This is a genomic window from Streptomyces sp. NPDC006430 (genome assembly GCF_040612395.1).
In the GTDB taxonomy this organism is placed as follows: domain Bacteria; phylum Actinomycetota; class Actinomycetes; order Streptomycetales; family Streptomycetaceae; genus Streptomyces.
Window position 1 is genome coordinate 1 of the sequence record NZ_JBEXQA010000055.1, and the last position, 25319, is coordinate 25319.

The 25319-nt window shown below is 72.6% G+C and carries 21 protein-coding genes; 9 read left to right on the forward strand and 12 right to left on the reverse strand.

The features are described 5' to 3' along the window. A partial coding sequence (locus ABZZ20_RS35160) for an adenosylhomocysteinase (RefSeq protein ID WP_356876840.1) occupies window positions 1-97 on the reverse strand: 97 nt, incomplete at its 3' end. 340 nt (window positions 98-437) lie between these two features. Between ABZZ20_RS35160 and lepB the strand changes: the two genes are divergently transcribed. Continuing rightward, window positions 438-1079 (forward strand): signal peptidase I, encoded by a 642-nt coding sequence (lepB, locus tag ABZZ20_RS35165; RefSeq protein WP_356876808.1) that lies wholly within the window; start codon window positions 438-440, stop codon window positions 1077-1079. A 14-nt stretch (window positions 1080-1093) separates the two neighbouring features. Here the strand turns inward: lepB and ABZZ20_RS35170 are convergent, their stop codons facing one another. The 6 genes from ABZZ20_RS35170 to ABZZ20_RS35195 form a co-directional block, all read right to left on the reverse strand. Next, window positions 1094-2032 (reverse strand): cation diffusion facilitator family transporter, encoded by a 939-nt coding sequence (locus ABZZ20_RS35170; RefSeq protein WP_356876810.1) that lies wholly within the window; start codon window positions 2030-2032, stop codon window positions 1094-1096. A gap of 92 nt (window positions 2033-2124) precedes the next feature. Further along, on the reverse strand, window positions 2125-3282 hold the full coding sequence (manA, locus tag ABZZ20_RS35175) for a mannose-6-phosphate isomerase, class I (RefSeq protein WP_356876812.1): 1158 nt from the start codon (window positions 3280-3282) through the stop codon (window positions 2125-2127). Window positions 3283-3325: 43 nt separating this feature from the next. Further along, on the reverse strand, window positions 3326-4459 hold the full coding sequence (locus tag ABZZ20_RS35180; protein WP_356876814.1) for an SIS domain-containing protein: 1134 nt from the start codon (window positions 4457-4459) through the stop codon (window positions 3326-3328). Window positions 4460-4583: 124 nt separating this feature from the next. Then, window positions 4584-4769 (reverse strand): Trm112 family protein, encoded by a 186-nt coding sequence (locus ABZZ20_RS35185; protein WP_054222355.1) that lies wholly within the window; start codon window positions 4767-4769, stop codon window positions 4584-4586. Between the two features lie 86 nt (window positions 4770-4855). After that, window positions 4856-6226, reverse strand: a complete 1371-nt coding sequence (locus ABZZ20_RS35190; protein ID WP_356876816.1) for a phosphomannomutase/phosphoglucomutase — start codon at window positions 6224-6226, stop codon at window positions 4856-4858. 78 nt (window positions 6227-6304) lie between these two features. Continuing rightward, window positions 6305-6730 carry a DUF3499 domain-containing protein gene (locus tag ABZZ20_RS35195; protein ID WP_356876842.1) on the reverse strand — a complete coding sequence of 142 codons (426 nt, stop codon included), beginning with the start codon at window positions 6728-6730 and terminating at the stop codon, window positions 6305-6307. 101 nt (window positions 6731-6831) lie between these two features. On the opposite strand from ABZZ20_RS35195, the gene ABZZ20_RS35200 reads away from it, so the two are divergent. After that, a complete protein-coding gene (locus ABZZ20_RS35200) occupies window positions 6832-7296 on the forward strand; it encodes a metallopeptidase family protein (protein WP_356876844.1) in 465 nt (154 codons plus the stop codon). Between the two features lie 59 nt (window positions 7297-7355). Here ABZZ20_RS35200 and ABZZ20_RS35205 read toward each other — a convergent pair whose 3' ends face one another. The 3 genes from ABZZ20_RS35205 to ABZZ20_RS35215 form a co-directional block, all read right to left on the reverse strand. Further along, window positions 7356-8837, reverse strand: coding sequence for a DUF5719 family protein (locus ABZZ20_RS35205; RefSeq protein WP_356876818.1), 1482 nt, complete (start codon window positions 8835-8837; stop codon window positions 7356-7358). Continuing rightward, the gene (locus tag ABZZ20_RS35210; protein WP_356876820.1) at window positions 8834-12481 is read right to left on the reverse strand and encodes a glycosyltransferase; all 3648 of its coding nucleotides are present in this window, start codon (window positions 12479-12481) and stop codon (window positions 8834-8836) included. Before ABZZ20_RS35210 ends, ABZZ20_RS35205 begins: the two co-directional genes overlap by 4 nt. Window positions 12482-12763: 282 nt before the next feature. Further along, window positions 12764-13027 carry a WhiB family transcriptional regulator gene (locus ABZZ20_RS35215; protein WP_003983763.1) on the reverse strand — a complete coding sequence of 88 codons (264 nt, stop codon included), beginning with the start codon at window positions 13025-13027 and terminating at the stop codon, window positions 12764-12766. 637 nt (window positions 13028-13664) lie between these two features. On the opposite strand from ABZZ20_RS35215, the gene ABZZ20_RS35220 reads away from it, so the two are divergent. From ABZZ20_RS35220 to ABZZ20_RS35230, 3 genes are all read left to right on the forward strand, one after another. Continuing rightward, window positions 13665-14174: a cysteine dioxygenase family protein gene (locus tag ABZZ20_RS35220; protein WP_356876822.1), complete on the forward strand. Its 510-nt coding sequence runs from the start codon at window positions 13665-13667 to the stop codon at window positions 14172-14174. A 78-nt stretch (window positions 14175-14252) separates the two neighbouring features. Beyond that, the gene (cofD, locus tag ABZZ20_RS35225) at window positions 14253-15212 is read left to right on the forward strand and encodes a 2-phospho-L-lactate transferase (RefSeq protein WP_356876824.1); all 960 of its coding nucleotides are present in this window, start codon (window positions 14253-14255) and stop codon (window positions 15210-15212) included. Continuing rightward, window positions 15209-16504: a coenzyme F420-0:L-glutamate ligase gene (locus ABZZ20_RS35230; RefSeq protein WP_356876826.1), complete on the forward strand. Its 1296-nt coding sequence runs from the start codon at window positions 15209-15211 to the stop codon at window positions 16502-16504. Before cofD ends, ABZZ20_RS35230 begins: the two co-directional genes overlap by 4 nt. Window positions 16505-16562: 58 nt before the next feature. On the opposite strand, the gene ABZZ20_RS35235 is transcribed toward ABZZ20_RS35230, so the two are convergent. After that, window positions 16563-17555, reverse strand: coding sequence for a DNA-3-methyladenine glycosylase 2 family protein (locus tag ABZZ20_RS35235; RefSeq protein WP_356876828.1), 993 nt, complete (start codon window positions 17553-17555; stop codon window positions 16563-16565). Window positions 17556-17689: 134 nt separating this feature from the next. Beyond that, a complete protein-coding gene (locus tag ABZZ20_RS35240) occupies window positions 17690-19141 on the reverse strand; it encodes a peptidoglycan recognition protein (RefSeq protein ID WP_356876830.1) in 1452 nt (483 codons plus the stop codon). 140 nt (window positions 19142-19281) lie between these two features. Here ABZZ20_RS35240 and ABZZ20_RS35245 point away from each other — a divergent pair, with 140 nt between their 5' ends. The 4 genes from ABZZ20_RS35245 to ABZZ20_RS35260 all read left to right on the forward strand — a co-directional run bounded on the left by ABZZ20_RS35245 (window position 19282) and on the right by ABZZ20_RS35260 (window position 25217). Then, the gene (locus tag ABZZ20_RS35245; RefSeq protein ID WP_356876832.1) at window positions 19282-20034 is read left to right on the forward strand and encodes a TIGR03089 family protein; all 753 of its coding nucleotides are present in this window, start codon (window positions 19282-19284) and stop codon (window positions 20032-20034) included. 183 nt (window positions 20035-20217) lie between these two features. After that, window positions 20218-21423, forward strand: coding sequence for an LCP family protein (locus ABZZ20_RS35250; RefSeq protein WP_356876834.1), 1206 nt, complete (start codon window positions 20218-20220; stop codon window positions 21421-21423). 224 nt (window positions 21424-21647) lie between these two features. Further along, window positions 21648-23399, forward strand: a complete 1752-nt coding sequence (locus ABZZ20_RS35255) for an LCP family protein (RefSeq protein ID WP_356876836.1) — start codon at window positions 21648-21650, stop codon at window positions 23397-23399. Between the two features lie 135 nt (window positions 23400-23534). Further along, a complete protein-coding gene (locus ABZZ20_RS35260; protein WP_356876838.1) occupies window positions 23535-25217 on the forward strand; it encodes an LCP family protein in 1683 nt (560 codons plus the stop codon). Window positions 25218-25319: the final 102 nt, after the last annotated feature.

Sequence of the window (25319 nt, forward strand, 5' to 3'; positions counted from 1 at the left end):
TGCGGATCGACATCAGGCCGGGCATCTCGTGCTCGGCCAGGGTGATCTCCTTGCGGCCGAAGGCGGCGAGGGAAAGGTCGGCGACCTTGAAGTCCATGGGTGCTGCTCCTCATGGTTCGAGAGGGGTGGGTACGGCTGAGCCGCGCATCGCCCGTGGGGGCGGTGCACCGAGCACTCAGTCCGTCGGGGGCCCTCTCTCCCCTCGGCCGGTCGCGAGGACCGCCCGACCGCCATCAGCAGCGACGCCTGACACTGATGACGAATCTACACCGATCGGCGGGGCGTTCCCCAGTGGGTGGGGGAAGGAGCCATCTCGCGTAAGGGGCGGTCCGGCGGCCCCGGTTCGGGTCGTCCGGACCCGTGACCCACCCTCGGCAGGCCGCGCCGTACGATGCGCGCGCACGTACGCACGTGCGCACGTCGAGAGGGGACGGACCATGGAGCGGGTGCCGGGGCGGAGACTCGGAATCTGGGCGCTGGTGCTGCTGGTGACCGGCGGGGTGCTGGCGCTGGGGGCGACGGGGGTCACGGCCGTCCTGTTCGGGGACGGGTACGCCTCCCGCTCCATTCCGAGCATGTCCATGGACCCGACGTACCGGCGCGGTGACACGGCCTACTTCGCGCTCGGCACGGGGAAGGACATCCGGCGCGGGGACGTCGCCCTCATCTCGGCTCCGACCTGGGTGAAGGAGGGAGACGTCCTGAAGCGGGTGGTGGCCCTCGGCGGCGACCGGATCTCGTACAAGGTCGGCGATCCCACCCTGCTCCTCAACGGCGAGCCGCTCGTCGAGCCGTACCTGAAGGACCGGAACCTACCGGCGACGGCACCCTTCGACGTGACCGTGCCCGAGGGGCGGATGTTCGTGATGGGCGACAACCGAAGCAATTCGCTCGACTCGCACCTGCGGATCTCCGACCACGACGGGTCCCTGCCGGTCTCGGCGGTGCGGGGCAGGGCCGTCGCGACGCCCGTGGGCTACCTGGCGGCCGGTGCGACGGGGCTCCTCGGGATCGTCGCGTTCCTGGTCGGTGGCGTGCTGGGGGTCTGGGCGCTGGTGGTGCGCCGGCTGGCGCGGTAGCAGCGCCGACAGCGCTAGCGGTTCGTCCCACCCTGCGCCGCGGATTCCGAAAAGACATCGGGCTCCAGGTAGATCACGCGGGCGATCGGGACCGCCTCGCGGATCCGGGCCTCGGCGGCGTTGATCGCGTCGGCCACCTCGGAGGCCGTGTCGTCGTGCTGGACGGCGATCTTGGCGGCGACCAGGAGCTCCTCCGGGCCGAGGTGGAGGGTGCGCATGTGGATCACCCGGGTGACGACGTCGCCGTCGACGAGCGCCGCCTTGATCTTCTCGACGTCCTCGACGCCCGCGGCCTCACCGAGCAGCAGGGACTTGGTCTCGGCCGCCAGCACGATCGCGATGAGGATGAGCAGGACACCGATGCAGAGGGTGCCGATGCCGTCCCAGACGCCGTTGCCGGTCGCCAGCGCGAGGCCGACGCCGCCGAGGGCGAGGACCAGACCGACGAGGGCGCCGAAGTCCTCCAGCAGGACCACCGGCAGTTCGGGGGCCTTCGCGCGCTTGATGAACTCGCTCCACGTGAGCGAGCCGCGGATCTCGTTCGACTCCTTGATCGCCGTGCGGAAGGAGAAGCCCTCCGCGACGATCGCGAAGACGAGGACGCCCACGGGCCAGTACCAGGCCTCGATGGGGTGCGGGTGCTGAATCTTGTCGATGCCCTCGTAGATGGCGAACATGCCACCGACCGTGAACAGCACGATGGAGACGAGGAAGGCGTAGATGTAGCGTTCGCGCCCGTACCCGAAGGGGTGTTGGGGCGTCGCCTCGCGCTGGGCCTTCTTCCCGCCGAGCAGCAGGAGCCCCTGGTTCCCGGAGTCCGCCAGCGAGTGGACGCTCTCCGCGAGCATTGACGAGGAGCCACTGAAGACGAAGGCCACGAATTTGGCCGCGGCAATGGCGAGGTTGGCGGCGAGTGCCGCCACGATCGCCCTGGTACCGCCCGACGCGCTCATGGGTTTCTGGAGTCCCTTCCTCGGTACGACGGCCCTCCCCGGGGCGCCGCGCTACGACCGTACATGGTGGCAGCCGTGGCAGGGACGCCGCGTCAGACGATGACGGTGGCGCGGAAGACGGTACCGGTACCGGACAATTCGACCGTTTCGCCGGCGGGGACGAAGACCGAATCCCCCGGAGCCAGCATCATGTCGCCGGCCGTCGGGCGGCCCGCGGTGCACAGCAGGATCTGCGGAGTGGCGTCCGGGAGGACGCGGGGGGCGGCGCCCGGGGCGAGCGCGAAGCGGGAGAGCCGGAACTCGTCGATGGGGCTCTCGTAGACCTCTTCGCCGTTGCCCTCGGGGCGTTGCACGGCCGGGTCGCCGGCTTCGAGCTTCACGATCTTCAGGAGTTCGGGTACGTCAACGTGTTTGGGGGTGAGTCCGGCGCGCAGCACATTGTCCGAGTTGGCCAGCAGTTCGACGCCGAGGCCGTCGAGGTAGGCGTGCGGGACGCCGGCGCCGAGGAACATGGCCTCGCCGGGCTGGAGTCGGACGTGGTTGAGGAGCATGGCGGCGATCACGCCCGGGTCGCCCGGGAAGTGGTGCACGAGCGAGGCGTACGGCGCGTACGGGCCGCCGATGCGTTCGGCGGCTGCCGCGGCCTCGGCCACCGTACGGGCCATCTCGGCGCGGTCCGCGGTCAGTACGGCGGTGAGCATCTCACGCAGGGCCGCTTCCTGCGGTTGGGCCCTGAGCAGGTCCACGTACGGCTTGAGGGAGTCCACTTCGAGGCCCGCGAGCAGGGCGGCGGCCTCCGCCGGCGGGCGGAAACCGCACAGCCCGTCGAAGGGGGTCAACGCGCAGATCATCTCGGGCTTGTGGTTGGGGTCCTTGTAGTTGCGGTGGGCCGCGTCGATCGGGACCCCGCGGCGCTCCTCGTCGGCGTAGCCCGCCCTGGCCTGCTCCAGGTCGGGGTGGACCTGGAGGGAGAGCGGCGCACCGGCCGCGAGGATCTTGAGGAGGAAGGGCAGCCTGGAGCCGAACTTGGCGACGGTGGCCGCACCGAGCTCGCGCTCGGGGTCGGCGGCGATCACGTCCGCGAGGGTGGTCTCGCCCGCGCCGCGGTCGAGGCGGGACGGGGCGCCGGGGTGCGCGCCCATCCACATCTCCGCCTGGGGCTCCCCGGTGGGTTCGACGCCGAGGAGCCTGGGGATCGCGGTGGTAGATCCCCAGGCGTAGGGGCGGATCGTGTTCGTCAGGCGGTCCATCTTCGTCCGTCTTCCTGGATGAAGGGCCGGCACGGTGGCGTGCTCAGCCGTGTCCCCTGGTCGCCAACGCCAGGTAGGCGGTGGCGAAATCCGTGACGGCGAGCAGTTCGGCGAGCTGTTCCAGCTCGCTGCCCTCCTCGGGTTCGAGCTCGCTGACGGCCGTGTCGTGGCTGAGGGCGAGCTCGCGCGCGGCGGGGGCGGCGGTGAGGCCGCCCGTGGGCCGGTCGCGCAGCAGGACGATGCGGGCGCGGAGGGCCTGGGGCTCCTCCACCCGGTCACGGAAGAAGTCTTCGGGATCGGCGCCTGCGGCGAAGGAGCCGGCGAGCAGGAACCCGTGGGCGGGCAGCGCCTCGGGGAGGTCGGCGGCCAGTGCGGGGCGGCCGGCGAGTTCGGCGAGCGTGGCGGCGAAGCGGCGGCCGGCCGGCCCGGCGCCGGTGCCCTCGCTCCAGATGAGCGGGAGGGTGTCGGCGAGCTCGGCGGCGAGGGTCTTGGCCGGGTTCGAGTACGTGGCGATGGCCGGTCCGCAGCGCTCGGCGGTGCGGTCGAGCCGGTCGGCGACGCGCTGGAGGGTCTCGGGGGCGGCGGTGATCAGCCCGACCTTGTCGAGGAGCAGGAGCAGCGGGGTCAGCAGGGCCCACAGGGCGCCGGGGCCGGCCGCGGCGGACTCGTCGTACTCCTGGTAGGGGGCCTTGGCCATTGGTACGAGCAGACCGTGCGCGCCGTCCACGGCCTCGCTCAGCGGCGAGCGCTCGGGTGCGACGGCGACGACGGTGCAGCCGCGCCGGTAGGCCTGCTCGGCGAGGACGGCGAGGCCGGGCTCGGTGCCGTCGGTGGTGGCGATGAGCAGCAGGTCGACGGAGCCTGCCCAGCCGGGCAACGCCCAGCGCAGGGCGCCGGCGGCGTGCGCGACACCGGTGGGGTGCAAGCGGGTGACGGGTGCGGAGGCCCCGGCGAGGGCGCCGAGCAGGTCGGCCACGCCGGTCGCGGCCGTGCCGGGTCCGGCGATGAGGACGGCGCGGGGCCGGCCGTCGGGGCGCAGGTCGACGAGGCCCGCCTCGCTCGCGTGCCGGGCTGCGGTGCGGACTCTGGCTCCGGCCTCGGCGGCGCCGCGGAGCAGGCCGCGGCGGTCGGAGCGGGCGAGCTCATCCGGTGCGTCGAGGAGCGACTCGTCGAGCATGGCGGCCTCCGGCTGGTTCAGAAGGGCGGGCGAACTCGGTGCTGCTCGGGCGCCCGGCACTGCGACGGGCGCCCCGTGCGGCCCGTGCGGCGTGTTCCGCGCGGGCCATGGGCGCGGGCGGCGCTCAGGCGGGGCGGCGGGCCTCGTCCACGAGGAGGACCGGGATGCCGTCGCGGACCGGGTAGGCGAGGCCGCAGTCCCGGCCGGTGCAGATCAGCTCGGGTGCCGTCTCGTCGGCCGACTTGTCCTCAAGGGGCGAGTGGCAGGCGGGGCAGGCGAGGATCTCCAGAAGGCCGGCTTCGAGCGGCATGGGACGCTTCCCTTCGAACATGCGGATTGGGCGAGGTCAGCGTACCGCCGGGCCGCACATCGCGCGGCCCGGCCGTGACGCGGTGCTCAGGCGCGGACGAGTGCGAGGACCTCGTCGCGGACCTTGACGAGGGTCGCGGGGTCGCGGGCTTCGACGTTGAGACGCAGCAGTGGCTCCGTGTTGGAGGCGCGCAGGTTGAACCACCAGTCGGTGGACGTGGCGGTCAGGCCGTCCAGCTCGTCGAGGGTGATGCCCTCCGCCGAGCCGTACGCGGCCTTGACGGCGGCGAGGCGGTCGGCCTGGTCGGCGACGGTGGAGTTGATCTCGCCGGAGCCGGTGTAGCGGTCGTAGGAGGCCACCAGGTCGGAGAGGGTGCCGTCCTGGCCGCCGAGGGCCGCCAGGACGTGGAGCGCGGCGAGCATGCCGGTGTCCGCGTTCCAGAAGTCCTTGAAGTAGTAGTGCGCGGAGTGCTCGCCGCCGAAGATGGCGCCGGACCTGGCCATCTCCTCCTTGATGAAGGAGTGGCCGACGCGGGTGCGGACCGGGGTGCCGCCGTGCTCGCGGACGACCTCGGGGACGGACCAGGAGGTGATCAGGTTGTGTATCACGGTGCCGGTGCCGCCGTTGCGGGCCAGTTCGCGGGCGGCGACCAGCGCGGTGACGGCGGACGGGGAGACGCCCTCGCCTCGCTCGTCGACGACGAAGCAGCGGTCGGCGTCGCCGTCGAAGGCGAGGCCGAGGTCGGCGCCCTCGGCCTTCACGCGGGCCTGGAGGTCGACGATGTTCTTCGGGTCGAGGGGGTTGGCCTCGTGGTTGGGGAAGGTGCCGTCCAGTTCGAAGTACATCGGGACGTAGGTGAGGGGCAGGCCCTCGAAGACGGTGGGGACGGTGTGGCCGCCCATGCCGTTGCCCGCGTCCACGACCACCTTGAGCGGGCGGATGGCGCTGAGGTCGACGAGGGACTTGAGGTGCTCGGCGTATCCGGTGAGGGTGTCCTGCTCGGTGATCGTGCCCGGGACGACGGCGGCGTCGACGGCCGGGGCGCCCTCCTCGGACCACTTCTCGACGAGCTCGCGGATCGTCGACAGGCCGGTGTCCTGGCCCACCGGGGCGGCGCCGGCCCGGCAGAGTTTGATGCCGTTGTACTTGGCCGGGTTGTGCGAGGCGGTGAACATGGCGCCGGGCAGGTCCAGCGTGCCGGAGGCGTAGTACAGCTGGTCGGTGGAGCACAGCCCGATGAGGGTGACGTCCACGCCGCGGGCGGCGGCACCGCGCGCGAAGGCGCCCGACAGGCCGGGCGAGGAGGGCCGCATGTCGTGGCCGACGACGATGGCCGTGGCGCCGGTGACTTCCACGAAAGCGGCACCGAACAGCTCGGCCAGCGACTCGTCCCACTCGTCCGGTACGACACCACGTACGTCGTACGCCTTGACGATGTTCGAAAGATCTGCGGCCACTGCCTGCCCCTCCTGCGGTCCTGTGCGGTGGAGCAAACCTACCCTGCACGCACAGCGACCCTTCAGGCCATGTGAAGGTCAGGAATCGGGCGAACGCAGGACGCGCAGGTGTCCTCGACGGGTCTCCCCGGTGCTGCCGCCACCCGGACCCGTTCCGCCGGCCCCGGCCGCGCGGTCGTGCGGTCGGGCTGCTTCGCGTACCGCGTTGGCCAGGGCTTCGAGGTCGTCGCCGCTCGGACGGGACGGCGCGGAGCCGTCGGTCAGGCGCACGACGTCCCAGCCGCGCGGGGCGGTCAGGCGCTCGGAGTGCTCGGCGCACAGGTCGTAGCAGTGGGGTTCCGCGTAGGTGGCGAGCGGGCCGAGGACTGCGGTCGAATCGGCGTAGACGTACGTCAGTGTCGCGACGGCAGGGCGGCCGCACGCGGTGCGAGAACAGCGACGTACAAGGCTCACGACGTTGGACGGTACCGCACTCTTGACCGGGCCGCGACGACTCTCCCGCAGGCCACTCCCCGTGTCGTGCTTCCGGCGGGGCGCGGCGGGTCCGGAAAGGCCCGGGTGGGAGGGCCCGTGCGGGCTACTCTGCGGGGGTGACGGACAGCCCTCTGCCCCCCAGCCCGCCCCACCCTGCCGAACCCCCCGCCGAGCCGCGCCCCCGCCGTCGCGACCGGCACGGACGGGGGATGCGGGGCCCGCTGGCCCCGCCGCAGGTGCCGTTGTCGGCGAGCCGGGCGGAGCTGTTCGGGGACCTCGTACGGGACTCGGTCGAGCGGTTGGAGCGGCGCTGGCCCCAGCTGGCGGAGGTGGAGTTCCTGGTCGCCGACGTCCCGGGGCCGCCGGGCGGTCCGGACACCGGCTGGAACGACGAGGCGGTGCCGCTCGGGGCGCTGTCGGAGGCGGCGGGGCCGGGGCGGCCGGCGCGCATCGCGGTGTTCCGGCGGCCGGTGGAGATCCGTACGAAGGGCCGGGACGAGCGGGCGCTGCTCGTGCACGAGATCGTGGTGGAGCAGGTCGCGGAACTGCTCGGGCTGTCGCCGGAGACGGTGGACCCGCGGTACGGCCAGGACTGATCCGGCCCGGCCGTACGCCGTGCTGCGTGCTCCGGTCGGGCGGTCAGTGGGGCGGACGGTCAGTCGGTCAGGACCGAGAGGTCCTGGGTGGCCCGGGGCACCGAGACCATCGCGTGGTCGTCCGACAGCGGCTGGACGGTGAACATCGGGATGCCCTCGTGCGGCAGGGTCAGGGTGCGCGACGCGTGGACGGGGCCGCCCGAGAGGGTCTCGACCGTCAGCGCGTAGGCGCCCTTGGCGCCCGCCGGAGCCAGCGACACCGTCTGCGTCGTGCCCGCCTTGACCGTGACCTCCTTCGAGGCCGGCTCCCCGGCCTCCGTGCCCGGCGAAGCCGTCACCTTCACCTTCGCGTCCGTACCGCCCGCCACCGTCAGCGAGAGCACCGTCGCGTTCTCGTCGGCCCGGTCGTCGGCCACCGTGGCGCGCGAGCCCACCGGCCCGGTCGCGGGGATGAAGCCCAGCTCCTGCTTGGGGGCGCTGCCGCGCACGACGCGGACGGCCGCCACCACGGGCACGGCCTTCTTGCCCTTCGCCGGGGCCAGCAGCAGCGAGCCCGCCTCGCCGCGGGTCACGTCCTTGAGGTCCGCGCTCGCCGTCATGCCGGCCTTGACATGCAGCTCCTCGTTGCCCGCCGGGCTGATCGAACCGTTCGAACCGGCCAGCCGGATGCCCAGGACCGCGTCCTCCTCGCCCGGCGCGAAGACGACGAGGCGTACGGAGGTGGCGTCCGCCGGGATGCCGGGCAGCACCAGCGAACCCGCCGGGTCGGTGGAGGCCGGCAGCCAGTCGGCCCCCACCCCCTCCTCGCCGACCTGCACCGAGGCGCCGACCCGGCCCGCACGGGTCGTCACATGGGCGGTGATGTCCGCGAGTTGCGCGCCGGGCGCGAGGGAGGACAGCGAGATCGCCTTGGTGGACTTGGGGTCTATCCGGATGTTCTCGCCGGTCCCGCCCTCGGACTTGACCGCTCCGTCCGGTCCGAACATCTTGATGTCGATCACGGCCGCGGAGTCGTCCGGGTTGGTCAGGTGGACGTAGTCCTCGCGCCCCTTGGCGGTGCTCGCCCCGGGGAACCAGAAGTCGGTGCCGGGTGCCGTGCAGCCGACGCCGAGGACGCCGCGGGACCGGCCGACCGACACCTTCGTGGTCTGCTGCGCGGTCCAGCCGGGGGCCAGGATGCCGTCGGCGACGCCCGTCAGCGCGGGCGCTCCGGCGCCGGAGGCGGCGGCACCGGCCGGCTTGCCGCGCTCCTTGAGCTCCAGTACCGGCTTGGCCTCCTTGGTCGCGCCGAGGAGGCGGGCCGTGCCCTTGCCGCCGGCGCCGGCCCCGCCCGGGGTGATCGCCGTGTAGGTGGTCTCCGCGATGTCCGAGGAACTGGGCGCCGGGCACACGAGCGCGGACCGCTCCACCGGCATCCGGGCCGCGACCGCCGTCTTGGGGTCGGCGGCCGGGGCGGCGGGGGCGGTCAGGTAGGCGACGCCGGTGACGGCCGCCAGGGCCGCGGCCACCGCCGCCAGCGTGAGGGGTGCGCGCTGCTTCACTGCTGGGGGCTCCCGTCCGGACGCGGGTCGTGCTGTCCGTAGGTGTCGTACGGCTGCTCGTACTGCGGGTAGGGGTACGGCTGCTGGGGCGGCTGCTGCGGGTACGCCTGCTGGGGGTCGTAGCCCTGCTGCGGGTACGGGTACTGCTCGTACTCCGGGGCCTGGCCGGGGGCGGGCACGTACGGCTGCGCGGGCTGCTGAGGCTGCTCGGACTGCTGCTCGTAGCCGTAGCCCTGCTCGTCGTACGCCTGGTACGCGTACGTCTCCTCCCCGTACACCGGCTGCGCCGGGATCTGCGCGTACGGATCGGCGACGGCGCCCGCGGAATCCTGGGCGCCGGCCGCGGCGGCAGCGGACTCCGCCTCCGCGCGCAGCCGGCGGGCCCGACGGCCCTCGCCGGCCTCGCCGGCCTCGCCGGCGGCGGACCGGTCGGCGCTCTCGGCCTCCTCCTCCGGCAGGTCGTCGTCGAGGCTCGCCCGGCGGCCCGGCAGGGCCATGACCAGCAGCACCAGGGCGAGCAGGCCCTGGGCCCAGTGCCAGGCGGTCCGGGTCAGCGCGTCCTCGTGGACCAGGTCGAGGCGGCCACCGGCGGCGGGCAGTTCGAAGGCCTGCGCCCAACCGTCGACGGTCTTGGGCTTGAGCGGCTTGCCGTCCAGCGTGGCCTTCCAGCCGGGGACGGCGCGGTCCGCGATGCGCAGCACGCGGCCCGCCTCGCCCGCCGGGATCTTGGTGTGGACCTCGACGGGGCCGGAGGCGACCGGGATGGGGGCCTCGCCCGGTTTGCCGGAGACGATCGCGGCGCGGGCGACCTGCCGGTCCACCCGCCACAGTGCGCTGCCGTCGAGCTGGCTGAGCCGGCTCAGGCCCGGGGTGGCGTCGAGGACCTTGCGCATCTGCTGCGGGGCCCCGTCGCGGACCAGGATGTAGCGGATGGCGAAGCCGCTGAGCTGGTCGGTCTGGTCGGCGCCCGAGCCGGCGACGAGGCTGGAGACCACCTTGTCGAGCTGGGGGCTGCTGCCGGCCGCGGCGGCGATTTCGGCGTCACCGAGTCGGCCGCCGGAGCCGCGCACCAGGGTGTAGGGGACGGTGGCCGGCGAGGTGCCGCCGAGGACGAGGGTGCGGGCCTGGTCGCGGGTGCCGCTCTCTTCGGCGACGAAGGCGGGAACCTGGACCGGGTCGCGCCGCTCCAGCGGGCCGTCGGCGCCGCTGAACATCCAGCCGGCCGCGCCGAGCAGCGGGCCCGCGGCAGCGGCGAGGGCGATCAGCGCGGCCAGCGGCTGGCGCCAGCCGAAGCTGCTGGCGGCCACCCGCTCCTTGGCGCCGTCGGCCCCGAGGACGGCGGCGGCCAGCAGGGCCAGTCCGTAGACGAGGGTGGCCGGGCCGGCCCAGCCGGTGCGGTTGACGAGGACCGCGAGGAGCAGCGCGACCAGGGCGACGGCCCAGGCGGTGCGGATGGCGAACTTCCGCTCGGCGCGCAGCAGGGCGGCCAGCGCGGCCAGGACGATACCGACGAGCAGCAGGCCGCCGGCGGTCCGGGGGCCGCCGGGGCTGAGGCCGAGCAGGTCCACGGCGGTGGCCGAGCCGGACCCGAACGGCAGGCCGGCCTCGTCCAGGAGCCGGCCGGGGTGGGTGAGCAGGCTCAGCGACCAGGGGGCGAGCACGAGGAGCGGGACGACGAGGGTGGCGAGCAGCCGGAGCCCGTACGCCTTCCACTCGGCGCGGCGCAGTACGAGTGCGGCGGTTCCGAGGACGGCGGCCAGGGGCCACACGGCGGGGGTGAAGGCGGTGGCCAGGGTCAGCAGGAGGATGTACGTCCACACCGAGCGCCTGCTGCCCCGGTCGCCTTCCGTACCGCCGAATCCGAACGCGGCGACGGCCGAGCGGACGATCAGGGGGAGCAGGATCGCGAGGACGGCGGTGCCGAGGCGACCGCCGGCGAGGGCTCCGGTGACGGGGGGCAGGAAGGCGTAGGCGACGGCCGCCCAGGCGCGCAGCAGCCGGGAGGCGACGAGCGGCCGGGAGGCGAAGTAGGCGGTGAGTCCGGCGAGCGGGACCGAGCAGACGAGCAGCAGGGTCAGGGTGGCGTGGGTGGAGCCGAACAGCAGGGTGGCGAAGGCTCCGAGGACGGCGAGGTAGGGGGGCGCGCCCGCGGTGGAGCCGGCGGCGACGGGCTGCCAGTCGTCGGTGTAGCTGCGCCAGAGCGCGAGCCCGCTGTCGGGGGCGGGCAGGAGGGCGCCGCCCATCAGGGAGCCGCCGCCGAGCAGGGAGCGGCAGGCGACGACGGAGACGAGCAGGAGGAGGGCGAAGAGGACGGGCGCGGGGTTGCGGGCGATCCGCTTGAGGCGCGCGAACTGTTCGATTTCGAGGTAGTCGGCGTCGTCGCCGCCGGGGCCGGATTCGACGGCTCCGCCGTGCCGTCCGACGGCGGTCGTGTCGGTGTCGCGGTCGCCGCCGAAGTACCCGGCGAGCTGTTCCACGTTGGCCCGCAGGCTGGCGCCGGGCGGCGGGAACAGCGGGCGTAGTTCCTTGGCGGGGACGGCGGGGCGGCCCCGTCTGCGGCGGGCGCCCAGGATGCGGCCGGGGCGCAGCAGGGTGGCGAGGAGGCCGGTGATCTCGTCGACGGCTTGGCCGGGGGCCTTGCCGACGAGGTAGGCGAGGGTGCGCAGTACGGTGCCGACGAGGAGCCGCAGCAGGACGTACGGCAGGGCGCGGCCGGAGCTGTTGACGAGCACCGTGTAGACGGCGCCGGCCTTGTCCACGCGGTGCGGGCTCGCGCTCGTACGTCCGGCGCAGTCGACGGTGCGGCGCTCGCGGGCGGAGGCTTCGGCGTGCCGTAGGACGGCGTCGGGGGCGACGAGGACGGTGTGGCCGGCGCTCTGGGCGCGCCAGCAGAGGTCGACGTCGTCGCGCATGAGGGGCAGGCGGCGGTCGAAGCCGCCGAGCGCGTCGTACACGTCGCGGCGCACGAGCATGCCGGCGGTGGAGACGGAGAGCACGGGGCGGACCTGGTCGTGCTGGCCCTGGTCCTGTTCGCGGCGGTCGAGGCCGGTCCAGCGCCGTCCGCTGCGGGCGATGGTGACGCCGGCTTCGAGGAGTTGCTTCTTGTCGTACCAGCCGCGCAACTTGGGGCCGATGACGGCGGCGTCGGGGTTCTCCTCGGCGACGCGCAGCAGTTCGGTGAGGGCGTCGGGCTCGGGGGCGCAGTCGTCGTGGAGCAGCCAGAGCCATTGGACGGGCTCGCCGTGGGGGAGTTCGGGGAGGTCGTAGGAGTCGTCGCGCCAGGTGCGGCTGACGGGGTCCCAGCCACTGGGGCGCTTGAGGTACGGGAGGTCCTCGGGGGTGAGCGTGCCTGCGCTGCGGGCGGCTTCGTCGACGGCGGCGCCGAATCCGGTGCGGCGGGCGAGGTGGAGGACGCGGTCCTCGCCGAGGGCGTCGCCGAGCAGGCGCGCGGACTCGTCGGCGCTGCCGGTGTCGGCGGCGACGAGGCTCTGGGCGGGGCGTTCCTGGCCGAGGAGGCCGGCGAGCGTCTTGGGCAGCCAGCGGGCGCCGTCGTGGGCGACGAGGACCGCGGTGACGACGTGCCGGGGGAACTCGGGTGTGGCGGCAGCCTGGTAGGAGGCCGTCGACTGGCTGTGCAGGGACATCGCTCTACTGGCCCTCCGGCCTGGGGGTCCCCCCGGACGCGGTCCGGTGGGGGCACGTCCCAGCGTGAGCTGGGGGAGGTGGGTCCGGGGGTGGTGTGCTCCCGGAGGCTGCTGGACAGCGCCACACTAACGGCTGGGAACACAGCGGTCCGCCTCCTGCGGGGAAGGTGCAGGAGGCGGACCGTTTGCTCTGCTATTGCTCTGTCGTACGTACGGCGGGTCATGCCGTTCGATATGTCACGCGTTGTGACGGGGGCGCCGATCGGGGGCGCTCCGGTCGTTTCAGACGGCGGCCTTTTTCAGCCGGCGCCGCTCGCGCTCGGACAGGCCGCCCCAGATGCCGAACCGCTCGTCGTTCGCGAGGGCGTACTCAAGGCATTCGGAGCGGACTTCGCAGGCGAGGCAGACCTTCTTGGCCTCGCGGGTGGAGCCGCCCTTCTCGGGAAAGAAGGACTCGGGGTCGGTCTGGGCGCACAGAGCGCGCTCCTGCCATCCGAGCTCTTCGTCCGCCTCCTCGACCAGCAGTTCCTGAAACAGCTCGGTCATGTGCGCCCCTCGCTCTGTCTGTGCGTCCCCGTGGTCGTGTCGTCACTCATCGCTACGTAACGACACGAGTGAAATTACAAGTGGGGGGCTCCAGCGCAGTCAAGCCGAGATCTGCTATTGGGCCCCTTATTCACTCTGCGGAACCAAGCCTATGCAGAAAGTGTTCATATCGCCAAAAATCGTGACACATGCCGCGGGTGTCCCACTGCGCCCGTGTTCACCCGCAATCGACGCGTCGCCCTGTGGCGTGGTTGCGATCAAGCCAAAGAAGCGGCGCAGATCACATTCTGGTCACGAGATGGCGTGTCGGGTTTGGATGGGCTCGCAGCGTGATGTGCAGCGGCACCTGCCCGGGCCCCTACTGCACAAACCTTTCTCCGTCCAGAGCAACCAGATCAGATGAAACTTTTGCGACAAACCGGGCATTGAGTTGACAGTCCGGGCGCGAACCCGGTCTCCTTGTCCCCATGTCAGTGACCGAAGCCGCCACCCGGACCCCCATTCGTGGGTTCCTGCGGGCTGCCCAGGTTCGCTGTTGCTGTTGCAGCTGTTGATGCCTTCGGAGCTTCGGCTCCCCTGAGCTCCGGCCACCCCACAGCGACCGCCAGCACGACTGACATCCGTCGAGGAACCCCCGATGAACAGCACCCCCCTCACCGTCGAGAGCGACCTCCAGATCGCCGGCGACATCCTCTCCGTCCAGCACCTCCTCCAGCCCGCCCGTGAACACCCGGCCACCGTCGCCGAGTTCGTCGGACTCGCCCGCTCGATCGCCCAGAACCGCTCCGAGTGGGAACACCTGGTCCGCTACGACGCCACCACCCGCTGGTACCACCGGCTGCGCACCGGCCCTGGCTACGAGGTCTGGCTGCTCAGCTGGGTCCCCGGCCAGGGCAGCGGCCTGCACGACCACGGCGCCTCCTCCGGCGTCCTGACCGTCCTCGACGGCGAGCTCACCGAGCACAGCCCGCGCGGGCCCCTCGCCCTCGGCGCCGGCTCCCAGCGCGTCTTCGGCCCCGGCTACGCCCACGAGGTCGTCAACGACACCCTCGACGGAGCGGTCAGCCTGCACGTCTACTTCCCGGGCCTGACCGAAATGCCCATGCACAACTGCTCTCCGGCCCGCCCCGAAGCCCTCTCCGTCTGACCGGACCGCACCGCACCGCACCGGACCACACCGGACCGGACCGCATCCGCCCCGCGCGGGCCTGACAGACTGCGGCGCATGCGCATTGTTGTTCTGGCCGGCGGCATCGGCGGCGCCCGTTTCCTCCGCGGACTCACGTCGGCGGTTCCCGACGCGGACATCACGGTCATCGGCAATACCGGTGACGACATTCACCTGTTCGGGCTGAAGGTGTGCCCCGATCTCGACACCGTGATGTACACCCTCGGGGGTGGCATCAACGAGGACCAGGGCTGGGGCCGCACCGACGAGTCCTTCACGGTCAAGGAAGAGCTCGCGGCGTACGGGGTCGGCCCCACCTGGTTCGGCCTCGGCGACCGGGACTTCGCCACCCACATCGTGCGTACGCAGATGCTCGGCTCGGGCTACCCGCTCAGCGCCGTCACCGAGGCGCTCTGCGACCGCTGGCAGCCCGGCGTTCGGCTGCTGCCCATGTCCGACGACCGCGTCGAGACCCACGTCGCCGTCATCGACGCGGAAACGGGAGAACGTCGCGTCATCCACTTCCAGGAGTACTGGGTCCGGCTGCGCGCCTCGGTGGCCGCCGAGGCCGTCGTCCCCGTGGGCGCCGAACAGGCCAAGCCGGCTCCCGGCGTGCTGGAGGCCATCGCCGCAGCCGACGTGATCGTCTTCCCGCCGTCCAACCCGGTCGTCTCCGTCGGCACCATCCTCGCCGTGCCCGGCATCCGCGAGGCGGTGGCCGCCGCCGGGGCGCCCGTCGTGGGCCTCTCCCCCATCGTGGGCGGCGCACCCGTCCGCGGGATGGCCGACAAGGTGCTGGCCGCCGTCGGCGTCGAGGCGACCGCCTCGGCCGTCGCCCGGCACTACGGGAGCGAACTGCTCGACGGCTGGCTCGTGGACACCGCCGACGCGGACGCGGTCGCCGAGGTGGAGGCCGCCGGCATCGCCTGCCGTGCGGTGCCCCTGATGATGACCGACCTGGCCGCAACCGCCGACATGGCCCGCGCCGCGCTGGAGCTGGCGGAGGCCTCCCGGTGACCGTTCCCTCGTACGAGGTGCGCGCCGTCGCCGGAATCCCGGAGGTACGCCCCGGCGACGACTTGGCGAGGCTGATCGCAGCCGCCGGGCACGACCTGCGCGACGGGGACGTCCTGCTGGTCACCTCGAAGGTCGTCTCCAAGGCGGAGGGCCGGATCGTCCGCGCCGACTCCCGCGAGGACGCGATAGACGCCGAGACCGTACGGGTGGTCGCGCGCCGGGGCCCGCTGCGGATCGTCGAGAACCGGCAGGGACTGGTCATGGCGGCGGCCGGCGTCGATGCTTCGAACACCGAACCCGGCACGGTGCTCCTGCTGCCCGAGGACCCGGACGGCTCGGCCGCCGCGATCCGCGCCGGTCTGCGCGAGCTCCTGTCCGTGGACGTCGGCGTCGTCGTGACCGACACGTTCGGGCGGCCGTGGCGCACGGGCCTGACGGACGTGGCGATCGGCTCGGCCGGCGTGCGGGTCCTGGACGACCTGCGCGGCGGCGTCGACGCCCACGGCAATCCGCTGAACGCGACGATAGTGGCGACGGCGGACGAGCTCGCCGCGGCCGGGGACTTGGTCAAGGGCAAAGCCGCCGGGCTGCCGGTGGCGGTCGTGCGCGGGCTGGCGCACGTGCTCGGCGAGGGTTCCACGGCGGCGCAGCTCGTACGGTCGCCGGCCGACGACATGTTCCGGCTGGGCACCTCGGAGGCGGTACGGGAAGCCGTGACCCAGCGCCGTACCGTGCGCGCCTTCACGGCGGAGCCGGTGGACCCGGGCGCGGTCCGGCGGGCGGTGGCGGCCGCGGTGACGGCCCCGGCGCCGCACCACACGACGCCGTGGCGGTTCGTCCTGCTGGAGTCCGAGTCGGCGCGGCGGGAACTGCTGGACGCGATGCGGGACGCGTGGATCCGGGACCTGCGGCGGGACGGCAAGTCCGAGGAGTCCATCGCCAAGCGGGTGCGGCGCGGGGACGTCCTGCGCCGCGCACCGTACCTGGTGGTGCCGTGCATGGTGACCGCCGGTGCGCACGACTACGGGCACGCACGGCGCGACGCCGCGGAGCGGGAGATGTTCGTGGTCGCGACGGGCGCGGGCGTGCAGAACTTCCTGGTCGCGCTGGCCGGGGAGCGACTGGGCTCGGCGTGGGTGTCCTCGACGATGTTCTGCCGTGACGTGGTGCGCAAGGTCCTCGGCCTGCCGGAGGACTGGGACCCGATGGGGGCGGTGGCGGTGGGACACCCGGCCTCGGCTCCGCCGGAGCGGCCCGCCCGGTCGCCGGAGGACTTCATCGAGGTCCGTTAGCGGGTTAGCGGGGGCCGCCAGCGGGTTAGCGGGGGCCGCCGGATCGAGGTCCCGCCGTTCAGAGCCGGCCGATGTCCGTCTTCGGCATCTTCGGCGTACGGCGGGGCGGCGTGCGGCCCGCCAACAGGACGAGGCGGGCCGCACGGTGGCGCTGGCCGGCGTACGGGGCGAGGAGCTCCAGCATGTCGGCGTCGTCGGCGTCCCGGTTCCCCGCGAGGGCGTACCCGATGATGCCGGGCAGGTGCAGGTCGCCGGTCGTCACGGCATCGGCGGCGCCGTTGCTGCGCTGGAGGGTCTCGGCGGAGGTCCAGGGGCCGATGCCGGGGACGGTCTCCAGCCGGGCGACGGCCTGCGGGAGCTCCATGGCGGCGGCCTCCTCCAGGCGGTTCGCCACGCGGGCGGACCGGACGATAGCGGCGGAGCGCTTCGCGTCCACCCCGGCCCTGTGCCAGTCCCAGGACGGGATCAGCGCCCAGGTCCGGGCGTCCGGCATGACGTACAGGTCCTGCGGGCCGGGCGCCGGCTCCCCGTACTGGCGCACCAGACGGCGCCAGGCGCGGTACGCCTCGTCGCTGGTGACCTTCTGTTCCAGGACCGTCGGGATCAAGGACTCCAGGACCAGACCGGTACGGGTCAGGCGCAGCCCGGGGCGGCGGCGGTGGCTGTCGTGCAGGAGGCGGTGCCGGGGGACGAAGGCGGCGGGGTCGTCGCCGGAGCCGAGGAGCGCGGGGAGCCCGTCGAGCAGCCACGCGGCGCCGGGGCCCCAGGCCTCGGCGTGCACGGTGTGCTGCCGGAGCGCCACGCGGAGGGTGGCCGGGCCCTCGGGGGTCCGGCTGGCCTTCCAGACGGAGCCGTCGGCAGTGGTGCGGAAGGTGGGGTCGGCGGGACCGCGTCGCAGCGGCCCGAGCGTGAGCCCGAGGTCCACGGGCCCCGCGGGCACCCATTCCCGGGCCCTGGCCCCCGCCCCGGCCGGGAGTCCGCTGCCCGGGGGTACGGCGGTTCGGCCGCCGCGGACGGCGGTGGGGGTGAGGGGATCGAAGCGGCCGGCCATGCCATCGAGCGTAGCCCTACGGTGCTCAGCCCCGTACCGCGCCGCCTCGCCCCGCCCCGCCTCACCCCGCCCGCCTCGCCCGTCCTGCCCCCACGCCCGTTCCCGGTGGCCGCGCCGCGGTGCCCGAGCGTTCGCTACGGACGGCCCTGGAGCTTCGCCGAGGAGACGCGGGTCGGCGGGAGCTGGCCGTAGAGCAGCTTGCCCGGGCACTCCGTTGCGAAGCCGTCCCGGTGGCCCGAGATCACGTGCAGCTTCACGTTCGTCCCCTTCGCGAACAGGTTGGCGCCGCCCGACTTCAGCGTCGTCGTCGCCCGCGGGTCCCTGTCGAACAGACCCAGCTTCCAGGCCGTGAGCTGCGCCACCGCCTTTACCGCCGCCGCAGGGGGAGCGGTGGTCGTGTACGAGCCGATCACCGCGATGCCCATGCTGTCCGTGTTGAACCCCATGGTGTGCGCGCCTTGCACCGCCTTGGCAACGCCACCCGCCCGGCCCTCGTACACCGTGCCGCACTTGTCGACGGCGAAGTTGTAGCCGAGGTCGCGCCAGCCGCTGCTGACCACGTGGTAGCGGTACATGCTGCGCAGGACCGCCGGGGTGTCCTTGCAGGCGTAGTTGTTGCCGGAGGCGCTGTGGTGGACGAAGGCCGCCTTGACCGTGCTGGTGTAGACGAAGCCCGGCTCGCGCAGGGACTCGTCCGCGCCCCAGCCCAGCCGCGTGACGATCCGCGGCCGCGGGCCGATGTACGGGCGGGCCGCCGCGCTGAGGGAGCCCTCGCCGGCGAGGACCGCGTCAGCGGTGGAGTCCGCCTTGTTGAGCGCGCGGATCTCCTTCGCGCCGAGCGCGGCCAGCGGCACGTTGGCGGAGGAGGACTCCGCCATCTCCATCGTCATGCCCGGCAGCGTCAGGTCGCCCTTGTCGTCGCCCGGCTCGTCGTCGGAGCCGGACGCGCCGTTCTTGGCGTCGACCACCGTGACCGGGTCCGTCCCGCCCGGATCGACGAGCTCGATCCGCATGCCCGACGGGAGGCGGGCCGCCGCGCGGTCGGCGCCGGCGCCGGCTTCCGCCTGGACGCGGACCTCCACGCCGTCGGAGTCACCCACCCAGAGTGGGGCGGTGCTGCCGCGGACCCGGCCGGAGCCGCGTTCCTGCGCACCGAGGTCGGGGGCGTGTTCGCCGTTGTGGGTCTCGACGTCCTGCCAGTCGGACCAGGTCGCGGTCCGCACCGAGCGGGTGCGGACCTGGACGCGGCCGAACAGTTGCGTGCTCGCGTCGTCCCAGACGACGCCGACCAGCGAGAACCTCTTGACCTCGTGCGCGTCCAACCCCCGGGTTTCGGGCAGTCGCGGCGAAGCGCTCATGCCGGGGACGCCGGAGGACCGGTCCGCCGAAGGTCCCAACGGGACGAGTGGCAGTGACTGGGTGGACCCGGCGGGGGCCACGGGGGCGGACGCCGTGGACCCGGCCGGGGCCACGGAGGGGACCGCACCCGGGGAAGGAGCGGCCAGGGCCGGAGTGGAAAGCGCGAGCGGCAGGGCCAGGGCGGCTGCCGTCGCGACACCGATCGAGGAAGCAAGGAATCCACGCATGGAAGCGATGCTGGGCACACTCGCCACGGAGCGCCATCGGAGAACTGACGGCCCGTCCGATTTCGGCGGCGCGTCCCCTCGCCCGTACGGGGGAGCCGAGGGCCGCCGTACGGGCTAGGGCCCCGCGTAGGCTGGGGCGGGTGAACGCCACTGACCGCACCCCTGCCGACCTGCTGCGATCCGCGCTCGCCGCCGATCCGGGCCGCCCTCTCGTCACCTTCTACGACGACGCCACGGGCGAGCGCGTCGAATTGTCCGTGGCCACCTTCGCCAATTGGGTGGCCAAAACCGCCAATCTGCTCCAGGGAGATCTGGGCGCCGAGCCCGGTGACCGCCTCGCGCTGATGCTCCCCGCGCACTGGCAGAGCGCGGTGTGGCTGCTCGCCTGCGCCTCGGTCGGGGTCGTCGCCGAGGTGGGCGGGGATCCGGCCGACGCCGATCTGGTGGTCAGCGGGCCCGACACCCTGGAGGAGGCCTCGGCCTGCTCCGGCGAGCGGGTCGCGCTCGCGCTGCGACCGCTGGGCGGGCGGTTCCCGCAGCCTCCCGCCGGGTTCGCGGACTACGCGGTGGAGGTGCCGGGGCAGGGTGACCGGTTCGCCCCCTTCGCCCCTGTGGACGCGGACGGCCCGGGGCTGGTGGTCGGGGGCGAGGAGCTCTCGTACGCACAGATCGTCGAGCGTGCCCGCGAGGACGCGGTGAAGCTCGGCCTCGGCCCGGGGTCACGCCTGCTGTCCGGGCTCGGCTACGACGGTTGGGAGGGATTGTCGGCAGGGCTGTTCGCCGCGCTGGCGGCGGGCGGGTCCGTGGTGCTGTGCCGGAACCTGGACCGGCTGTCGGCGCAGGCCCTGGCGCAGCGGATCGAGAGCGAGCGGGTCACCCGTACCGCCTCCTGACCGTCACCCACTCCGCCCAACCGGAACACGGGGCGATTTGTCACCCGCACGGCCCTAGACAGGGCCCTGCCCCCGGGCCGCACCCGGGGCGCCGGGGCACGATCGGCAGAGGTCGTACCTCCACGCGTACGGCTCGCACAGGTCACCAACACAGCGTCGATGCGGTGAGGGGACGGAACGCGAGTGACGGAGAGCGCAGGCATACCGGGCGGTGCCAAAGCGGCCGGAGGCTCCTCGAAGCCTCCGCGCCGCCGGCGCCGCCTGCTGCGCTGGATCGGGCTGGGGCTGGCCCTGCTGGTACTGGCCGGGGCCGCCACCGGCTGGTGGCTCTACCGCAAGCTCGACGCGAACATCACCGAGGACACCTCTGCGGCGGCCGAGCTACGGCGCTACGAGCGGGAGCGTCCGACACATCTGGTGAGCGGCTCACAGAACATCCTGCTGATCGGCTCGGACTCACGCTCCGGCAAGGAGAACGCCCGGTACGGGCATGACCAGGGCACCCAGCGCTCGGACACCGCGATCCTGCTGCACCTGCCCGCGGACCGTCGGAGCGTGACCGCGGTCTCGATCCCCCGGGACCTGATGACCGGGATCCCGAGCTGCCTGAGCGCGGACGGGAGCCGCACCGCCGAGCGGTTGGCGCAGTTCAACTGGGCGTTCCAGTGGGGCGGGGCCGCCTGCACGATCCGTACGGTGGAGAAGTTCACCGGAATACGGATAGACCACCACATGGTGGTCGACTTCGGCGGGTTCAAGAAGATGGTCGACGTGATCGGCGGGGTGGAGGTCTGCCTCAAGCAGCCGATGAACGACGCCGAGGCCAAGCTGAAGCTCCCGGCCGGCCGGCAGACCCTGCGCGGCGAGCAGGCCCTCGGCTTCGTCCGCGCCCGCTACAGCCTGGGCAACGGCAGCGACACCGAACGGATGGAGCGCCAACAACAGTTCCTCGGCTCGCTGGTCAAGAAGGTGCAGAGCACCGGGGTACTGCTGAACCCGGGCCGGCTGTACCCGCTGCTGGACGCGGCGACCTCCTCGGTGACCACGGACCCGGGGCTGGCCTCGCTGCGCGACCTGTACGAACTGGTACGCGGCATCAGGGACATACCGACCGATCAGGTCAAGTTCCTCACGGTGCCCCGTCGCCCGTACTCCGCTGACCCGAACCGGGACGAGCTGGTACAGCCGGCGGCGGACCAACTGTTCGCGCGGCTGCGGGCGGACGCGCCGTTGACCGTGACCCCGCCGAAGGCCGAAACCGAACAGCCCGCGGCCACCGCCCGCGCCGCCGACGGCGGCACGCCCTCCCCGTCGCGGGGAACCGACTCCAGCCCGTCCCCCGTCCCCACCTTCACGGGAACCACTGCGGGGATGACCGACTGCCGGTAAAGCAATCCCAAAAGGCGGTGCTCGAACCGAAGGGGTTGTGGAGTTTGGCCCGTTATGAGGGGAGTGGAATTTGTCACCCTCATGGTTTGCACTTGACCTGGGCGGATAAGGTGAGCGATCCGGTGCCCCGGCCAGCAAAGAGGCCGTGCACCAGCAGCCGGATCGTTGACCGGGCGTCTTGGGGGAGGCGCGTCGCGAGGCACCGACGGAGGATTCGAGCAACCGTGGATGCGCAAAGCCGTGGGCGGGCAGACGAGATCGACCCCGCAGACCAGTGGGTGCTCAATCCCCGCACCGGCAACTACGAACTGCGACTGGACCGCTCCGCTGCGCAGCAGCAGCCCTCCGTCGCCGTACCCCGCAGACCCTCTTCGGGCCGTTCCGGAGCGCCGGCAGCCCCCAAGACCCCGAAGACCCCCTCGCCCTCCCCGGCCGTACCGGGACCGCGGCGCGGCGAAGCTCCCCCCGGGCGGCGCGGCGGGCGTCCCCGCAAGGGCGGCGGTGGCGGCGGTCGACGCAAGAAGGTCCTGGTCATCGCCGGTGGCACCCTCGCCTTCCTGCTGGTCGGCGGTGCGGTGGGCGGGTACCTCTACTACGACCACCTGAACGGCAACCTCAAGGTCACCGACGTCGGCGACGCGGGCACGGGCGGCTTCAAGAAGGACCAGCCCATCAACATCCTGGTCATCGGAACCGACAAGCGCAGCGGCGCCGGCAACGAGGGCTACGGGGACGCGGAGAGCGTCGGGCACGCCGACACCACGATCCTGTTCCACGTGTCCAAGGACCGCAGCAACGCCACCGCGCTGTCCATCCCGCGTGACCTGATCACGAACATCCCGGCCTGCCCGACGAAGCAGCCCAACGGTTCCACCAAGACCGTCCCCGGCGAGAAGGGGACGCGGTTCAACACAAGCCTCGGGCAGGAGGGCCGCGACCCGGGCTGCACGATGCGCACGGTCAAGGAACTCACCGGGATCACCGTCGACCACTTCATGATGGTCGACTTCAACGCGGTGAAGATCCTGAGTACGGCGGTGGGCGGGGTGCCCGTCTGCGTGGCGAAGGCAGTCGACGACGAGGACTCCAAGCTGAAGCTGGACGCCGGGGAGCACCGGCTGCAGGGCGAGGACGCCCTGGCCTTCGTCCGCACCCGGCACGCCTTCGGCGACAAGAGCGACCTCGACCGGATCAAGACGCAGCAGCAGTTCCTGGGTTCGATGATGCGCGAGATGAAGTCGAAGGAAACGCTGACCAGTCCGAAGAAGTTCTTCTCCCTGGCGGAGGCGGCCACCAAGTCGCTGAGCGTGGACTCGGGGATAGGGTCCATCGATAAACTCACCAATTTGGCTGGCGAGTTGAAGGACATGAACCTCAAGAACATCACCTTCACCACGCTCCCGGTGCTCGACAACCCGAACGAGCCGCCGAACAAGAGGGCGACCGTCATCGTCAACCACGCGCAGGCCGACCCGTTGTTGCAGATGATCCGGGGGGACGTCTCGCTCACGGAGGTCGAGCAGAAGGAGCAGGCCGCGAAGGACGCGGCCGACGCGGAGGCGAAGGGCAAGCAGGACGCTCTGCTCCAGGGCAACCGCGCACCGGCCGGCGACGTACGGGTGGACGTCTACAACGGCGGCGGCCCTGCGGGCTCCGCCTCCACCACCCTGAACTGGCTGCAGAACAGCAAGGGCGTGGCCAAGGCCAGCAATCGCGGCAACGCCCCCGCCAAGGTCGCCACGACCCAGCTGGAGTACGCGCCCAACCAGGCGGACCAAGCCCGGGCGTTGGCGGACATGATGGGCCTGCCGGCCACGGCATTGAAGATGGGCACGGCGGACGCCGCCTCCAAGACCCCGATGAAGTTGACGCTCGGCGCGGACTTCAAGGGGCCCGGGGTCTCGCTGACGGTGCCACAGAAGGCGCCGGAGGACATCCAGCGGGTCGAGGCCGACAAGGCGATCTGCGCCAAGTAGGCCGAGCAGGCCATGTGAGGCCGAGCAGGGCCGAGCGGGGCCGAACACGCAAGGGCGGCCGGGCAACCGGCCGTTGACCGACCTTGCCGGGGGGACCGGCACACCACGACATGAAGTGATCTTGAGGGGGGACGCGTGAGGCACAGCAGCGTGCGGGGGGAGGGGGCGCCCGCCCAGGCCGCCGGTGACATATCCGACGGCGGGTCGGGCGCGCCCGGCGCGGTCCCCCGACCACGGAGCGGCTCGGACTCGGGCTCCGGCCCGGGCGGCGGGCAGCTGACGCGGCGGGGCAGACGGCGCGTGCTGCGCTGGGTGTCCTCCGTGCTGTCGTTCCTCATACTCGCGACCGCGGCGGGCGGCTACCTCTACTACCGTCACCTCAACGGCAGCATCAAGACGGACGTCCTGAACCTCGGCGAGAACAAGCTGGGCGGCTCCAAGCCCAACGCCTTCGGGCAGACCCCTCTGAACATCCTCCTCATCGGCTCCGACGCCCGTGACGACGCGGCGAACCAGGCCCTCGGCGGGGCCACGGACACCTTCGACGGCCCGCCCCTCGCGGACGTGCAGATGCTGCTGCACCTGTCCGCGGACCGCAGCAACATGTCGGTGGTGTCGATGCCGCGCGACACGATGCTGATGATGCCCAAGTGCACCGAGCCGGGGGGCAAGGTCCACCAGGCCAGCAAGGGCCTCGTACAGACCAACGAGTCCCTCAGCCGGGGCGGACCGGGCTGCACGGTCGCCGCTTGGCAGGAGCTGACGCGCATCCCCATCGACCACTTCATGATGATCGACTTCAAGGGCGTGGTGACGATGGCGGACGCCATCGGCGGCGTCCCGGTCTGCGTCCAGCAGAACGTCCACTCCCGTACCAAGGACGGCAAGGGCTCCGGCCTGAAGCTGACCAAGGGCGAGAACGTCATCCAGGGCGAGCAGGCCCTGCAGTGGCTGCGCACCCGCTACGGCTTCGAGGACGGCACCGACCTCGGTCGCACCCACGCCCAGCACATGTACATGAACTCGATGGCCCGCGAGTTCCGCAAGAACGCCAAGCTCAGCAACCCGATGAAGCTCAACAGCCTGGCGCAGGCGGCCATCAAGGCGATGGTCGTCGACCCCGGTCTGAACAAGATCGACAAGCTGTACGACCTCAGCGTGGAGCTCAAGAAGGTCCCCACCGGGCGGATCACCATGACCACCATGCCGTGGGTGTACAGCACGCGCGAGGAGGGCCGGGTCGAGCCCAAGCCGGGTGAGGCCGAGGACCTGTTCCGGATGGTCCGCGAGGACATCGCGCTCGACGGCAAGGGGTCCGGTGACCCGGCCGCCTCCCCGTCGGCGCCGGCCGCCTCCGGCTCCCCCGCGGCCCCGTCCCAGCCGGCCGCCGACCCGGCCGCGCCGCCGGCGAAGATCCCGGTGTCTGTGCGCAACGCCACGGGTGGCAAGGACGGCGGCCAGGGCAGGGTGAAGAACCGGGCCAACGACGTCGCCTCGCTGCTGGTGGGCAAGGGCTTCACCAAGGCCGTGGCCGACACGACGCCCGCGGGCGAGGACACCACCGTGGTCCGCTTTTCGAGCCCGGACCAGGCCGGTGACGCGCAGGCCCTGGCCACCGCCCTCGGCCTGCCGGCCGGTGCCGTGGAGAAGTCCGAGGACGTCTCCGGGATCGTCCTGTTCGTCGGCAAGGACTGGCGCACGGGCAACGCGCCGACCCCGCCGCCGCCGGCCCCCACCAAGGCTCCGGACTCGGCCCGCCCGCTCAACGGCGACAACGACAAGGAGTGCATGGCGATCCAGGAGGGCTTCACCTGGTAGCCGGTCCACCAGTACGTGAAAAGGGGCCCGGCGGCGCCGTCGATCGACGGCGCCGCGCGGCCCCCTTAGCGGGACCGAAAGGAACTGCGCACCGCAGGACGA